Raw genomic sequence first — 14,398 nt, 5'->3', positions numbered from 1 at the left:
GCGCATGCCTGCGGGTGCTCACGAGGCCGGCTCCCACTGTTGTCTCGTCCTTCCGGCCCTCACCGGAATGGCGTGGATTGCGTAGCGGGTGTGCCGATGCCGCGATTTCCACGCTCGCAGCCTGTGAACCCGTCTTCCTCCTGTGCGCCTCCACATCCGCCCCGGTACGGTAGAATCCCGACATCACCGTCTACCCGATACTGGAACTGCCATCACTGCCGACGAACTTCCCCTGAATAACTCCTTCGCCGAGCTGCCGCCGGCCTTCTACACGCGCCTGATGCCGACCCCGCTGCCCTCGCCCTATTTCATCGCGGCGAGCGCTCCGGCGGCGGCGCTGGTGGGCCTGGATGCGGCCGTGCTGGCGCACGAGGACTTCGTTGCCGTCTTTACGGGCAACAAGGTGGCCGTGCGCTCGCAGCCGCTGGCGGCGGTGTACTCGGGCCACCAGTTCGGTGTCTGGGCGGGACAACTGGGCGACGGCCGCGCCATCACCCTGGGCGACATCGCCACCCCGAACGGCCCCATGGAGCTCCAGCTCAAGGGCGCCGGCCTGACGCCTTATTCGCGCATGGGCGACGGGCGCGCCGTGCTGCGCTCGTCGATCCGCGAATTCCTGTGCTCGGAAGCGATGGCCGCCCTCGGCATCCCCACCACCCGCGCGCTGATGGTCACCGGCTCGCACCAGCCGGTGGTGCGCGAATCGGTCGAGACCTCCGCGGTCGTGACCCGCATGGCGCCCTCCTTCGTGCGCTTCGGCTCCTTCGAACACTGGTACCACCGCGGCCGTCAGGACGAACTGCGCACCCTGGCCGACTATGTGATCAAGACCTTCTACCCGGCGTTCACCGGCGCCGCCAATCCCTACAAGGAACTGCTGGCCGAGGTCACCCGCCGCACCGCGCGCATGATCGCGCACTGGCAGGCGGTCGGCTTCATGCATGGCGTGATGAACACCGACAACATGTCGATCCTGGGACTGACCCTGGACTACGGCCCCTTCGGCTTCATGGAGGCCTTCGACGCCCAGCACATCTGCAACCACACCGACCAGGGCGGCCGCTATTCCTACGCCAACCAGGTGCCGGTGGGACACTGGAACTGCTATGCCCTGGGTAATGCCCTGCTGCCGCTGATCGGCACGCCGGAAGAAGCCGAGGAGGCGCTCGACGTCTACCGTCCGGCCTTCGGCGCCCAGCTCGACGAGATCCTGCACGCCAAGCTCGGCCTGCGCGATGTGCGCGAAGAAGATGGCGCCCTGTTCGACGCCATGTTCCAGCTGCTGCAGGACAACCACGCCGATTTCACCCTGTTCTTCCGCCGCCTGGGCGGACTGCGCGTCGACGATCCCGCGTCCGATAGCCCACTGCGCGACCTGTTCATCGACCGCGCGGCCTTCGACGCCTGGGCGGACACCTATCGCGCCCGCCTGCGCGCCGAGGGCAGCACGGATGCGCTGCGCCGCGCGGCGATGGACCGGGTCAATCCCAAGTACGTACTGCGCAACTACCTGGCCCAGGTGGCGATCGAACAGGCGCAGAATGGGGACTTCGGCGGCGTGCGCAAGCTGCTCGCCGTCCTGGAGCGCCCCTACGACGAACAGCCCGAGAACGCCTCTTATGCGGCCCTGCCGCCGGACTGGGCTGCCCATCTTGAAGTAAGCTGCTCTTCCTGAACCAGCGAAAGACCCTCATGACCGACAAAGTGACCAAGACCGACGCCGAATGGCGCGCCCAGCTCGACGCGATGCAATACCAGGTGACCCGCCACGCCGCCACCGAACGCGCCTTCACCGGCAAGTTCTGGGACCACCACGAGCACGGCATCTACCACTGCGTCTGCTGCGATACCCCGCTGTTCGAATCCGACGCCAAGTTCGATTCGGGCTGCGGCTGGCCGAGCTACTTCCGCGCCCTCGATCCGGAGAACGTGATCGAGAAGGAAGACCGCACGCATGGCATGCTGCGTACCGAGATCATCTGCGCCGTCTGCGACGCCCACCTGGGCCACGTCTTCCCAGACGGCCCGCCGCCGACCGGCCTGCGCTACTGCATCAACTCGGCTTCGCTGCGCTTCGAACCCGTTTAACTTTTCCTGAGGACCGCCCCGCAATGAAATTCCTGTTCGACCTGTTCCCGGTCATCCTGTTCTTCGGCGTCTATAAATACGGCGAGAACCACCAGGACTGGGCCCATGGCCTGGCCACCCAGTACCTCGGCGGCCTGATCGCCGGCGGCGCGGTGCCGCCCAGCCAGTCGGCGATCCTGCTGGCGACCGCGGTGGCGATCGTCGCGACCTTCCTCCAGATCGGCTACCTCCTGGTGCGCGGCCGCAAGGTCGACAACATGCTGTGGCTGTCGCTGGGCGTGATCGTGGTCGCCGGGGGCGCCACCATCTACTTCCACGACGATACCTTCATCAAATGGAAGCCGACCATCCTGTACTGGGCCTTTGCCGTGGCCCTGCTGGTGGCCCAGGTGTTCTACCGCAAGAACCTGATGCGCTCGGTGATGGAGGCCCAGGTCAAGCTGCCGGACCCGGTCTGGAGCCGGGTCGGCTACGCCTGGATCGCCTTCTTCTTCGCGATGGGCCTGCTGAACCTGCTCATCGCCTTCGTGGTGTTCCGCACCGATACCAGCGCCTGGGTCAGCTTCAAGCTGTTCGGCTTCACCGGCATCTTCTTCGCTTTCGTCGTGGTCCAGACCCTGATGCTTTCCAAACATATTGAGGAGGACGCATGAGCACCCCCCCAGATCGCACCGAACGCCTGCGCGAGCGCCTGCAGGCAGAACTGAGCCCGACCGTGCTCGAGATCACGGACGATTCGCACCTGCATGCGGGCCATGCGGGGGCGGCCTCGGGCGGCAGTCATTACAGCGTGAAAATCGTCTCGGAACTGTTCCAGGGCCGTACGCTAGTCATGCGGCATCGTCTTGTGTATGATGCCGTGCACGAAATGATTAACAAAGCGGAAATCCACGCGCTTGCCATCACGGCGGTCGCGCCTTCCGAACAGTCCTGAAAGTCGGCTTCAGGCTGCTTTAAGAAAACTCGCCGACAATTGAACTGGTTGTTACAAGAACTAATCTAATCTCGTCCAGCATATACCGCTACAGGAACACCACATGACTTTTAAGCCAGCACGCCTGCTGTTAGCCCTGATCGCCGTTGGAGCGGCGCCCGCCTTTGCCCAGAACCTCGCAGTGGTCAACGGCAAGCCGATCCCCTCGGCGCGTGCCGATGCGATGGTCAAGCAAGTCGTGGCGCAAGGCCAGGGCCAGGATTCGCCGCAGCTGCGCGACATGATCAAGAAAGGCCTCATCGAACGCGAAGTGCTGATGCAGGAAGCGGTCAAACAGGGCTACGACAAGAAACCTGAAGTCAAGGCGGCGCTGGACAACGCGCGCCAGGCCATCGTCGTGAACCAGCTGGCCAAGGACTACATCACCAAGAACCCGGTGAGCGACGCGGAAATCAAGGCCGAGTACGACAAGTTCAAGGCGCAGACCGGCGACAAGGAATACCACGTCCGCCACATCCTGGCCGCGACCGAAGCCGACGCCAAGGCGATCATCGCCAAGCTCAAGGGCGGCGCCAAGTTCGAAGAGCTGGCCAAGCAATCCAAGGACACCGGCACCGCCAACAGCGGCGGCGACCTGGACTGGGCCGTTCCGGCTTCCTTCCCGGCCGAATTCGCCGCCGGCTTCACCGGCCTGCAAAAGGGCGCGGTCACCGAGACCCCGGTCAAGACCCAGGCCGGCTACCACGTGATCAAGCTGGACGACACCCGTGCGGCCAAGCTGCCGTCGCTGGAAGAAGTCAAGCCTCAGATCGCCGATTCGCTGACCCAGCAGAAGCTGCAGGCGTACTCGGACCAAATGGTCAAAAAGGCAAAGGTGCAGTAAGATGTGCTGTCATCGGCGCTCGTTCCGTGACGGACGCGCGCCGGTTCTCGTCGCCCGCGGCGATACTTTTCGTGTTTATATAGGATCTCAACAATGATTTTGAAGCCAGCCCGCCTGTTGTTAGCCATGACCGCATTGGTTGCCATGCCAGCATTCGCGCAAAACGTTGCGACCGTCAATGGCAAGCCGATCTCGGCGGCCAAGGTAGACCAGCTGGTCAAGCAAGTCGTCGCCCAGGGCCGCGCCACCGATTCGCCGCAACTGCGCGAAGCGATCAAGCGCGACCTGATCAGCCGCGAAGTGTTGATCCAGGAAGCCGACAAGCAGAACATCGGCGCCCGCGCCGACGTCAAGGCAGCGATCGACAATGCCCGCCAGAGCATCATCATCAACGCCATGCTCGCGGACTACGTCAAGAAGAACCCGATCAAGGACGCCGACATCAAGGCCGAGTACGACAAGTACAAGTCCACCGTGGGCGACAAGGAATACCACGCACGCCACATCCTGGTGGGCACCGAGGAAGAAGCCAAGGCCATCATCACCAAGCTGAAGGGCGGCGCCAAGTTCGAAGAGCTGGCCAAGCAGTCGAAAGACGGCAGCGCCAACAACGGCGGCGACCTGGACTGGGCGAGCCCGGCGGCCTACGTGCCTGAATTCTCGAAGGCCATGACCTCGCTGCAAAAAGGCGCCATCACCGAGACCCCGGTGAAGACCCAGTACGGCTACCACGTGATCAAGCTGGAAGACACCCGCGCGGCCAAGATCCCGGCCCTGGAAGAAGTCAAGCAGCAGGTCGCCGAACAGTTGCAGCAGCGCCAGGTTGCGCAGTACCGCGAAAGCCTGGTCAAGAAGGCCAAGGTGCAGTAACTCCCTGCTCCGGCAAACAAGAAAACGCTCCTTCGGGAGCGTTTTTTTTACGGGCACGGCCAGGACCGTCGCGCGGCATCGCCGGCGCCTGGCCTGCCGGTCGCGACCTGTTCGCGGGGCTCAGGCGCTGCCCCGTTTCCCTGCCGGCAAAGCCTCTGCCGGCGACCGGTTCAGGGAAGCTCGCCCGTATGCCCCAGCCATTCGATGCACTTGCCGCGCAAGTTGGGGAAACGGGAAGCGATCCCCGCCAGGCCCTCCTCCAGCTGAGGCTTGGTATTGAACGGAAAGACGTCGTTCATCGACAGTGCGACGGCAATCCGGTACTCATCCCCCGATGCCAGCCAGCGATCCCGCAGCGCGAGTATCTCTTCTCCATCGTCGGCAACACACAAGAGCAAGCGGTCCAGTACTTCCGCAATGGCCTCCGCCGGCACGCCGGGCGCACGGTTGTCGACCAGCGACTCGATGAATGCAGGTATTCCAGTCATAGCGCCACCATACCGACTCGGGTTGAACGGGAGATCCGGCGCGCGTTCCATCGGGGGCGAAAGATCTCCTGCTAAAGCGCGCCAGGATGCCCGCTTCAGTCCCAGTGTATGAGACCCGTTATGGGTAAGGCAAGCAAAAAGTTCCAATAATTGTAGCGGTTCCAATTCACCCATCCGGTGGGCCGGTCCGCGGGCGCGCGGACTAGGTTTCGTCGCAATGCTTCGGCGCCCCAGGGTAGATCCCGTTGATGTAGGCGTCGAGCACGCCGGCCCAGGCGCGCTGCAGCGGGCAGCCGCCGGCCATGCACTCGCCGAGGGTCGCGCCGCTATTGAACCAGGTGGTCGCGCCGTTGACGACGCTTTGCACCCCTGAGGGAGCCGAAGCGCCGGCCGCACGGTTCAGCACCGCCGCGACGTACTGGTGCGCCAGGAACAGATAGGCGTCGCCCCGGGTCGGCCTGTCCATGACTTGCTGCCAGCTCAAGCCGCTGGAGAAGAACGGTGCATTGCGGTCGAAGCCGGACGGCCAGATCACGCCCGGCTTGTTGCTCCAGTAGCCTTGGGTGCGCACGCAGCCTGTGGGCGGGCAGCCGCAGCCGGCTTGGTCCGCCTCGGCCTGCACGACCAGCTGGGCGCAGGCGTCCGCCAGCACAGCGGACTTGGCCATCGCCACTTCCCCTTGCGCCTGCGCCGCGGCCATGCCTGGGAAGCCGGCCAGGCCGAGCAGGAGTTCGAACAGGAGCGCTGCGCGGCGCGCCACAGGGGTGAAGAAAGCACCGAAGCTCATCGCATCCTCCAGGTCGGGCGGCCGGAATGGCCGCGTCGAGAGGATGATGCGCGCGCGCAGCGCGGCCCCGCTTGCGTCAGCTCAGGTGTGCAACTGGTTGAATTTACTAGGGAAACTTTATTCCTGACAAGCTCACTTCTTGCCGCGCAGGACCTCGATCTCGGCCCGCAGCTTGCTGCGCTCGGCATACGAGGTCTCGAGCTGCTTGCGCAAGTCCTTGAGCTCCGCTTCGAGGCTGTCGCGCGCCGTGGTGGCGCCCACCAGGTCCATCTCGGCGGCCAGGCGGCGGTCGGACTCTTCCGCCTGGGCCGTGACATTGCGCTCGAGCTGGGCGCGCAGTTCGGCCAGCTGCTTGTCCTTGCCGTCGATCGCCAGCTGGTCCTTGGCCTTGCTCACCAGCGCCTCGGTCGCGATCTGGCGCGCGTTGCGCAGCTCGGCGTTCAGGCGGTCGATTTCCTCCGAGCGGTCGGCCAGTTCGGCTTCCACGCGGGCGCGTTCGGTCTGCAGGGTTTCGCGTTCGGCTTCCAGCTCGTCGCCCGCGCGCAGCAGGGCCTCAGCGTCGCTCGCGGACTGCGCCATCGATTCGCGCACACCGGCGCTGGCCTGGTCGGCGAACTGCCTCACCCATTCGACCAGGTCGTTGACGATCGATTCGGGCAGGTCTGGACGCGGCAGTTCAGGCGGCTTCACGTGCTCGGCCCGCCAGGCGGCCAGGTGCTTGTAGACCGCGGTGGGGCTGCCGAAGCCCAGCGCCTCGCGCACCGCGTCGATGCTCACTTCCTTGCCGGCTTTCTGCAGCTTGGCGGCGGCCGCCGCAACCTGGTCGAACGTGACGTCTTCGCTTGCCATGGTTTCTCCGTTCTTGGTTTGCTTCGCGCGTGTGGTCGCGCTCATGCTTCGTATGATATTCCAGCCCGGCGGGACGCCCGGTTCGCTACGTCCACTACGCCGGCCGGATGAAAAAAGCGCCTCCGGGGAGGCGCTCGTTGTAGTGGACCCGGATCAGCCGACCCACTTGCGCGCATTGCGGAACATGCGCATCCACGGCGACTCGTCGCCCCACGCATCCGGGGCCCAGGAGTGGACCACGGTGCGGAACACGCGCTCGGCGTGCGGCATCATGGCGGTGAAGCGGCCGTCCTCGGTGGTCACGGCGGTGAGGCCGCCGGGCGAGCCGTTCGGGTTGAACGGATAAGTCTCGGTGGCCTGGCCGCGGTTGTCGACGTAGCGCAGCGACTTGAGCGCCGCATCGATGTCGCCGGTCAGCGAGAAGTCGGCGTAGCCTTCGCCGTGGGCGATGGCGATCGGCGCCTGGGTGCCGGCCATGCCCTGGAAGAAGATCGACGGCGAGTCCAGCACTTCGACCATGCCGAAGCGCGCTTCGAACTGCTCAGACTTGTTGCGGGTGAACTTCGGCCAGGCGTGGGCGCCCGGGATGATCGACTTCAGGTTGCTCAGCATCTGGCAGCCGTTGCACACGCCCAGGCCGAAGGTGTCCTGGCGCTGGAAGAAGATCGCGAACTGCTCGGCCAGGGCCGGGTTGAACAGGATGGTCTTGGCCCAGCCCTCGCCCGCGCCCAGCACGTCGCCGTAGGAGAAGCCGCCCACGGCGATCAGGCCATGGAAGTCGTCCAGCCTGGCGCGGCCCGCGATCAGGTCGCTCATGTGCACGTCGACGGCGGTGAAGCCTGCCTGGTGCATCACCCAGGCGGTCTCGATGTGCGAGTTGACGCCTTGCTCGCGCAGGATCGCCACGCGCGGACGCACGCCCGTCGCGATGAACGGCGCGGCGACATTCTCCGACAGGTCGAAGCTGAGCTTCGGCTTCATGCCCGGATCCTGCTCGTCCAGCAGGCGCTCGTATTCCGCATCGGCACAGGCCGGGTTGTCGCGCAGGCGCGCGATGCGCCAGCTGGTCTCGCTCCACAGGCGATGCAGGCTGCTGCGGCTCTGGTTGTAGATCACCTTGGCGTCGCGGGTGAACTCGATCGCGCCGCGGTCGTTGAGTTTGCCGATGATGTGGCTGCAGGCGCCCAGGCCCAGTTCGCGCAGCACGTTCATGACAGCGCCCTTGTCTTCCGCAAGCACCTGCACTACGGCGCCCAGTTCCTCGCTGAACAGCGCGCGCAGGGTCATTTCGTTGCGGCGCTCGGCCACCTGGCCCGCCCAGTTCTTGGCGTCGCCCCAGTCCGAGGCGTGCTCGCCTTCCATGGTCAGGATGTCGAGGTTGACCGAGACGCCGGTGCGGCCGGCGAAGGCCATTTCGCACAGGGTGGCGTACAGGCCGCCGTCCGAGCGGTCGTGGTAGGCCAGCAGCTTGCCGTCCTGGTTCAAGCGCTGGATGGCGTTGAAGAAGGCTTTCAGGTCGCTTGGGGAATCGACGTCCGGCACGCTGTCGCCCAACTGCTGGGTGACCTGCGCCAGCACCGAGGCGCCCAGCCGGTTCTTGCCGCGGCCCAGGTCGATCAGCACCAGGGCGGTCTCGCCGAGGTCCGAGCGCAACTGCGGGGTCAGCGAACGGCGTACGTCGGTCACCGGCGCGAAGGACGAGACGATCAGCGAGACCGGCGAGATCACCGCCTTGCTCTGGCCTTCGTCGTTCCAGGTGGTGCGCATCGACAGCGAATCCTTGCCGACCGGGATGGACACGCCCAGCGCCGGGCACAGCTCCATGCCCACGGCCTTGACGGTGTCGAACAGCGCGGCGTCCTGGCCCGGCTGGCCGCAGGCCGCCATCCAGTTGGCCGACAGCTTGATGTCGGAAATGTCGCCGATGGCGGCGGCGGCGATGTTGGTGATCGCCTCGCCCACGGCCATGCGGCCCGAGGCGGCGGCGTCGATCACGGCCAGCGGCGTGCGCTCGCCCATCGCCATCGCTTCGCCCACGAAGCCCTCGAAGGACATGGCGGTGACGGCGCAGTCGGCGACCGGCACCTGCCATGGGCCGACCATCTGGTCGCGGACGGTCATGGCGCCCACGGTGCGGTCGCCGATGGTGATCAGGAAGGACTTGTCGGCCACGGTCGGCTGCAGCAGCACGCGGCGGCCGGCTTCCTCGAGCTCGATGCCGGTCAGGTCGACCGGCGGGAAGCTGTGCTGCACGTGTTCGACGTCGCGCAGCATCTTCGGCGGCTTGCCGAGCAGGACGTCCATCGGCATGTCGACCGGGGCCGCATTGGCCGGGTCGCCGGCCTGGTCGTCGATCAGGCGCAGCTGGCGCTCTTCGGTGGCGGTGCCGACCACGGCGAAGGGACAGCGCTCGCGCTCGCACAAGGCTGCAAATTTTGCCAGGTTGTCAGGCGAAATCGCCAACACATAGCGCTCTTGAGACTCGTTGGACCAAATTTCCTTCGGCGCCATGCCGGACTCTTCCAGCGGGACCTTGCGCAGCTCGAAGATCGCGCCGCGCTTGGCGTCGTTGACGATTTCCGGGAAGGCGTTCGACAGGCCGCCCGCGCCCACGTCGTGGATCGAAATGATGGGATTGTCCGCACCCAGCTGCCAGCAGCCGTTGATGACTTCCTGGGCGCGGCGCTCCATTTCCGGGTTGCCGCGCTGGACCGAGTCGAAGTCCAGGTCGGCGGTGTTGGTGCCGGTGGCCATCGAGGACGCGGCGCTGCCGCCCATGCCGATGCGCATGCCCGGGCCGCCCAGCTGGACCAGCAGCGAGCCGACCGGGATCTCGTCCTTGTGGGTGTGCGCGGCGGAGATGTTGCCGATGCCGCCGGCGATCATGATCGGCTTGTGGTAGCCGAAGACCGCGCCCGCCGCGCCGACGTTCTGCTCGTAGGTGCGGAAATAGCCGCCCAGGACCGGACGGCCGAATTCGTTACTGAAGGCGGCGCCGCCGATCGGGCCGTCGATCATGATCTGCAGCGGCGAAGCGATGCGCTCCGGCTTGCCGTAGATGGTCTCGAGGCGCCCGGCTTCGCCCTTCGTGACGTCGCTGGCGTTCTCCCACGGACGCTGGGCGTCCGGCAGCAGCAGGTTCGACACGGTGAAGCCGGTCAGGCCCGCCTTCGGCTTGGCGCCGCGGCCGGTCGCACCCTCGTCGCGGATCTCGCCGCCGGCGCCGGTCGAGGCGCCCGGGAACGGCGAAATCGCGGTCGGGTGGTTGTGGGTCTCGACCTTCATCAGGGTGTGCACCAGCTCGGTCGACGGCGCATACACTTCACCGGCGCGCGGGTGGAAGCGGGTCACGGTCGCGCCTTCGATGATCGAGGAGTTGTCGCTGTAGGCGACCACGGTGCCGCGTGGATTCAGCTGGTGGGTGTTCTTGATCATCGCGAACAGCGACTTGTCCTGCTTGACGCCGTCGATGATCCAGTCCGCGTTGAAGATCTTGTGGCGGCAGTGTTCGCTGTTGGCCTGGGCGAACATCATCAGTTCGACGTCGGTCGGGTTGCGCCGGGCCTTGGTGAAGGCTTCGTGCAGGTAGTCGATCTCGTCGATCGACATCGCCAGGCCCAGTTCCGTGTTGGCGCGCACCAGCGCCTCGCGGCCCTGCTGGAGGACGTCGATCGCTTCCAGCGGCTTGCCCTCGAGTTCGCGGAACAGCTGCTGGGCTTCGTCGGCATGGCGCAGCACGGTCTCGGTCATGCGGTCGTGCAGCAAGGCGATGACGCCCTCGATGTCCTGCTCGGCCAGCTTTTTCGGCGCGCCGATGCCGGTGCCCAGGATGCCGCCCTTCAGCACCACGGTGTAGGCCACGCCGCGCTCGATGCGGTGGATGTGCGCCATGCCGCAGTTGTGGGCGATGTCGGTCGCCTTCGAGGCCCAGGGCGAAATCGTGCCCAGGCGCGGGATGACGAAGAACTCCTCGGTCACGCCCTCGTACAGCGCCTCCGGGGCCGGCTCGCCATAAGTGAGCATGGCCGTCAGGCGGTTGGTGTCATCGGTCGTCAGCGGCGCGCTGGCATCGATGAAGTGGTAGAAGCGCGCCTGCACTGCGGCAATCGACGGGGCGACGGCTTGCAATTGGCTCAGGAGGCGTTGGCTACGGAAGGCGGAGAGGGCGTTGGAACCCGGCAGAATCAACATGGCTTGGACAGTCGGTTGATGCAGCGTGGCTGCTTGGGTGGAAGATAGCCCGCTATTATACAGCGTTGCAACATTGCTCGATACGGCAAGCCCCATGCGAAGATTTCTTGATTAGGGCGATGCTTATAGGTATCTTTACGGTACAAAATGACAAGATGCGTGCTTGACCAGCGGTGCGCGCCACGTGCGGAGAGACGGCAACGATGCAAGAGAACGGAAACCTGGCGGTCCTGGTGGTCGACCCCAACCAGGGCATGCGCACCAGCCTGCAGAACATGCTGGCCCAGATCGGCATCTCGAAGGTCGAGTACGCCATCAATGCCAATACGGCGATCAAGCAGCTTTCCCGCCGCGCCTACGACGTGATTCTTTGCGAGTACGACCTGGCGAGCGGCTCCGGCGAAGGCCAGGACGGCCAGCAGCTGCTGGAAGACCTGCGCCACCACAAGCTGATCAATGCCTCGACCATCTTCATCATGCTCACGTCCGAGGGCGTGTACGGCAAGGTGGTCAGCGCGGCCGAGCTGACGCCGACCGACTACGTGCTCAAGCCCTTCACGGTGGACATGCTCAGCGGCCGCATCAAGCGCGCGCTGGAGCGCCGCGCCGCCCTGCTCCCGGCCTGGCAGCTGGCCGCGCAGGGCAAGCTGCGCGAGGCGATCCGCAGCTGCGAGCAAGGCCAGGCCGCCAGCCCGCGCTTCGCCCTCGACTTCACGCGTCTTCGCGCCGACCTCCATGTGGCGCTCGGCGAACATGCCGAAGCCGGCTCGATCTACCGCGAAGTGCTGTCCGAGCGCCCGCTGGGCTGGGCGGGCCTGGGCCTGGCGCGCACCATGGTGGCGCAGGAGCAGGTGGAGGAAGCACGCGCCGTGCTCGAGCAGCTCATCCAGGGCAATCCCCAGCTGATGGGCGCCTACGACCTGCTGGCGCGCTGCATCGAGATCGACGGCGCGCCCGCCGAAGCGCAGAAGGTGCTGGAGGAAGCGGTCTCGATTTCGCCGCACATGGTGCGCCGCCTGCGCAAGCTGGGCGAAGTGGCGATGGAAGCCGGCGACCCGGAAGTCGCCGAGAAGTCCTTCCGCCAGGTGGTGAGCAAGGCGCGCTATTCCGAATTCCGCAATCCCGAAGACCACGTCAACCTGGTCAAGGCCCTGGTCACGCGCGGCGACCTTGCCGGCGCCGGCAATGTGGTGCGCGACCTGGAGCGCTCGCTGCGCGGCAGTCCGGCGGCGGACGCCTGCAAGGCCTATTCGAGCGCGCTGGTGCAGGACAAGGCCGGCAACCCGGCCGCCGCGGTGGCCGAGCTGCATGCGGCGGTGAATGCGGTGCGCGGCGCCAGCGGCCTGTCGCCGGCGCTCAAGATCGGCCTGGCCCAGGCCTGCCTCGACCACAAGCTCGATTCCCAGGCCTCGGATGTCATGCTCACCGTGATGAACGACGTCGACAGCGGCGTGAGCAAGGACCAGGCGATCGGCGTCTTCGTGCGCGCCGGCCGCCCCGACCTGGCCGACGGCATGGGCCAGCAGCTCAAGGCCCAGGCCCAGATCCTGCTGGGCGTGGCGGACGAAAAGCGCAACATGGGCGACGTGCGCGGCGCGGTGCATACCCTGCTCGAGGCGCTGCACATGGCGCCGGACAACCTGCAGGTGATGGTGGCCGTGACCGGCGGCATTCTCCGCCAGATCAACGAACTGGGCTGGGATCACCACCTGGGCGAAGTGGCGGCCGAGCAGATGGAGCGGATCCGGGCGATCGACGCCCAGCATCCGCGGCTGGCGGCGCTGGGCGACGAGTTCGGGGCGGCGAAAAGGAAATACGGCATCTCCGCGGCCTGACTCATCCGGTTTGGTCCGGGTAGCTCCGGACAGCGGCCGCTGTACCGCCGGCATGCTAGACTGGCCCATCGAAGCGTCAGCCGGTGAGCGCCGCCATGCTTGTCATTCTTCCGCGTCCCGCCCTCAGGCCGTTCATCGGCCGGCTATGGGCCTCGACGTCCGCTTCCCGCCCGGCGGAATCGCGCGAGCACGTCTTGCCCACTGGCCAGATGCACATGGTATTCCGTCTCGCCGGGAAACCGCTGCGCCTGTTCGCCGATGCGGACGACAGGCTTGGCAGGCGTATCGCCGCGCCGGTGCTGGGCGGCGCCCGCACCAGCTTCTATATCAAGGAAGCGGCGGAGCCCGTGGTGTCGGTCGGCGTGGAGCTCTTGCCCGGCGCGCCGCAGGCATTGTTCGGCGTCGGCGCGGGAGAGCTGGCCGGGCGTCATACCCCCTTGTCCGAGCTCTGGGGCAGGACAGCCGATTCCTTACTGCAGCAGCTTGCCGAGGAAACCGATCCGCAGCGGCAGCTGGTCCGCCTCGAGTCTTCGCTCGCGGCACATTTCCCGTCCGAAGCGACGCTGCATCCCAGCGTGCTGTGCGCGCTCGCGGCTTTTGCGCGCCCCGGCCGTATCGATGACGTGGTCCTCGAGAGCCGCTACAGCCATCGCGGCTTCATCGCCTTGTTCAGGCAGGCGACGGGCGTGAGTCCAAAGCGCTATGCACGCCTGATGCGTTTCCAGGCGCTGCTGGCGTCCATGCGCGCGCATCCGGGGGCCTCGCTCGGGGAACTGGCCTACGGCGCCGGCTATAGCGACCAGGCCCATATGACGCGCGAGTTCCGCGAGTTTGCCGGCGTCACGCCTTCCCAGTACCGCGGGCTGGCCCCGGCGGCGGCCCACCACGTGGCGCTTCCCGGGCCGCAGGAAGGTCAATTTCATTCAAGACGGACGGGTACGCGCAAGCTATAGTGCCTGTTCACAGTCCACTTCCACGGCCAGGAGACTTCCCATGATCCATGAACTGTTTGCGTACCTGTGTGTGAACGACGCCAACGCGGCGATCGATTTCTACGGCAAGGCATTCGGGGCCACCGAATCATTTCGCCTGACCGAGCCCGGCGGCCGCATCGGCCATGCCGAACTCGATTTCGGCGGGGTCACCGTGATGCTGGCGGACGAATATCCCGAATTCGGGATCCGCGGCCCGCATGCCATCGGCGGCACGCCGGTCACGATCCACCTGCATGTGGATAACGCCGACGCCATGGTCGCGCGCGCCCTCGAGGCCGGCGCCAGCCTCGAGCGCGAGGTCCAGGACGAATTCTATGGCGAGCGTGGCGGCGTGGTGCGCGACCCGTTCGGGCACCGCTGGAATATCGGGCACAGCATCGAGAAGCTGTCGCCTGAAGAGATGCAGCGGCGTTATACGGCGATGATGCGGCAGGATTGAGTGGGTGTGCGGCGAACTTGGGTCCCCGCCTCCGCGGGG

13 protein-coding genes are annotated in these 14,398 nt (G+C 66.1%); 9 read left to right on the top strand and 4 right to left on the bottom strand.

Annotation, left to right across the window (positions count from 1 at the left end; genetic code table 11):
* Positions 1-211 precede the first annotated feature (211 nt).
* The 6 genes from V7778_RS03760 to V7778_RS03735 all read left to right on the top strand — a co-directional run bounded on the left by V7778_RS03760 (position 212) and on the right by V7778_RS03735 (position 4,775).
* Positions 212-1,675, top strand: a complete 1,464-nt coding sequence (locus V7778_RS03760) for a protein adenylyltransferase SelO (protein WP_442920692.1) — start codon at positions 212-214, stop codon at positions 1,673-1,675.
* 17 nt (positions 1,676-1,692) lie between these two features.
* Positions 1,693-2,088, top strand: coding sequence for a peptide-methionine (R)-S-oxide reductase MsrB (gene msrB / locus V7778_RS03755; protein ID WP_335551999.1), 396 nt, complete (start codon positions 1,693-1,695; stop codon positions 2,086-2,088).
* A 23-nt stretch (positions 2,089-2,111) separates the two neighbouring features.
* A complete protein-coding gene (locus tag V7778_RS03750; RefSeq protein WP_335551998.1) occupies positions 2,112-2,741 on the top strand; it encodes a septation protein A in 630 nt (209 codons plus the stop codon).
* The gene (locus V7778_RS03745; protein ID WP_335551997.1) at positions 2,738-3,022 is read left to right on the top strand and encodes a BolA family protein; all 285 of its coding nucleotides are present in this window, start codon (positions 2,738-2,740) and stop codon (positions 3,020-3,022) included. Before V7778_RS03750 ends, V7778_RS03745 begins: the two co-directional genes overlap by 4 nt.
* Before the next feature lie 103 nt (positions 3,023-3,125).
* Positions 3,126-3,905 carry a peptidylprolyl isomerase gene (locus tag V7778_RS03740; protein ID WP_335551996.1) on the top strand — a complete coding sequence of 260 codons (780 nt, stop codon included), beginning with the start codon at positions 3,126-3,128 and terminating at the stop codon, positions 3,903-3,905.
* Positions 3,906-3,998: 93 nt separating this feature from the next.
* Entirely contained in the window at positions 3,999-4,775 is a 777-nt protein-coding gene (locus tag V7778_RS03735; protein WP_335551995.1) for a peptidylprolyl isomerase, read from the top strand.
* Between the two features lie 170 nt (positions 4,776-4,945).
* On the opposite strand, the gene V7778_RS03730 is transcribed toward V7778_RS03735, so the two are convergent.
* The 4 genes from V7778_RS03730 to purL form a co-directional block, all read right to left on the bottom strand.
* Complete coding sequence (locus V7778_RS03730) at positions 4,946-5,314, bottom strand: hypothetical protein (RefSeq protein ID WP_335551994.1); 369 nt, start codon at positions 5,312-5,314, stop codon at positions 4,946-4,948.
* Between the two features lie 151 nt (positions 5,315-5,465).
* Complete coding sequence (locus V7778_RS03725) at positions 5,466-6,050, bottom strand: hypothetical protein (RefSeq protein ID WP_335551993.1); 585 nt, start codon at positions 6,048-6,050, stop codon at positions 5,466-5,468.
* A gap of 132 nt (positions 6,051-6,182) precedes the next feature.
* The gene (locus V7778_RS03720) at positions 6,183-6,899 is read right to left on the bottom strand and encodes a DNA-binding protein (RefSeq protein WP_335551992.1); all 717 of its coding nucleotides are present in this window, start codon (positions 6,897-6,899) and stop codon (positions 6,183-6,185) included.
* Positions 6,900-7,052: 153 nt separating this feature from the next.
* Complete coding sequence (gene purL / locus V7778_RS03715; RefSeq protein WP_335551991.1) at positions 7,053-11,090, bottom strand: phosphoribosylformylglycinamidine synthase; 4,038 nt, start codon at positions 11,088-11,090, stop codon at positions 7,053-7,055.
* Between the two features lie 203 nt (positions 11,091-11,293).
* On the opposite strand from purL, the gene V7778_RS03710 reads away from it, so the two are divergent.
* From V7778_RS03710 to V7778_RS03700, 3 genes are all read left to right on the top strand, one after another.
* Positions 11,294-12,925 carry a tetratricopeptide repeat protein gene (locus tag V7778_RS03710; protein ID WP_335551990.1) on the top strand — a complete coding sequence of 544 codons (1,632 nt, stop codon included), beginning with the start codon at positions 11,294-11,296 and terminating at the stop codon, positions 12,923-12,925.
* A gap of 95 nt (positions 12,926-13,020) precedes the next feature.
* Positions 13,021-13,878, top strand: a complete 858-nt coding sequence (locus tag V7778_RS03705; protein ID WP_335551989.1) for an AraC family transcriptional regulator — start codon at positions 13,021-13,023, stop codon at positions 13,876-13,878.
* Between the two features lie 40 nt (positions 13,879-13,918).
* On the top strand, positions 13,919-14,359 hold the full coding sequence (locus V7778_RS03700; protein WP_335551988.1) for a VOC family protein: 441 nt from the start codon (positions 13,919-13,921) through the stop codon (positions 14,357-14,359).
* Positions 14,360-14,398: the final 39 nt, after the last annotated feature.

This window comes from Massilia sp. DD77 (genome assembly GCF_036961685.1).
In the GTDB taxonomy this organism is placed as follows: Bacteria; Pseudomonadota; Gammaproteobacteria; order Burkholderiales; family Burkholderiaceae_D; genus Telluria.
Note: the sequence above shows the minus strand (reverse complement) of the source record. Positions and strands in the feature narration are given on the sequence as shown.

Excerpts from the sequence above, each read along its gene's own strand:
- msrB (WP_335551999.1), top strand. The coding sequence starts at position 1,693 with ATGACCGACAAAGTGACCAAGACCGACGCCGAATGGCGCGCCCAGCTC.
- V7778_RS03750 (WP_335551998.1), top strand. The coding sequence starts at position 2,112 with ATGAAATTCCTGTTCGACCTGTTCCCGGTCATCCTGTTCTTCGGCGTC.
- V7778_RS03745 (WP_335551997.1), top strand. The coding sequence starts at position 2,738 with ATGAGCACCCCCCCAGATCGCACCGAACGCCTGCGCGAGCGCCTGCAG.
- V7778_RS03740 (WP_335551996.1), top strand. The coding sequence starts at position 3,126 with ATGACTTTTAAGCCAGCACGCCTGCTGTTAGCCCTGATCGCCGTTGGA.
- V7778_RS03735 (WP_335551995.1), top strand. The coding sequence starts at position 3,999 with ATGATTTTGAAGCCAGCCCGCCTGTTGTTAGCCATGACCGCATTGGTT.
- V7778_RS03730 (WP_335551994.1), bottom strand. The coding sequence starts at position 5,314 with ATGGAACGCGCGCCGGATCTCCCGTTCAACCCGAGTCGGTATGGTGGC.
- V7778_RS03725 (WP_335551993.1), bottom strand. The coding sequence starts at position 6,050 with ATGAGCTTCGGTGCTTTCTTCACCCCTGTGGCGCGCCGCGCAGCGCTC.
- V7778_RS03720 (WP_335551992.1), bottom strand. The coding sequence starts at position 6,899 with ATGGCAAGCGAAGACGTCACGTTCGACCAGGTTGCGGCGGCCGCCGCC.
- purL (WP_335551991.1), bottom strand. The coding sequence starts at position 11,090 with ATGTTGATTCTGCCGGGTTCCAACGCCCTCTCCGCCTTCCGTAGCCAA.
- V7778_RS03710 (WP_335551990.1), top strand. The coding sequence starts at position 11,294 with ATGCAAGAGAACGGAAACCTGGCGGTCCTGGTGGTCGACCCCAACCAG.
- V7778_RS03705 (WP_335551989.1), top strand. The coding sequence starts at position 13,021 with ATGCTTGTCATTCTTCCGCGTCCCGCCCTCAGGCCGTTCATCGGCCGG.
- V7778_RS03700 (WP_335551988.1), top strand. The coding sequence starts at position 13,919 with ATGATCCATGAACTGTTTGCGTACCTGTGTGTGAACGACGCCAACGCG.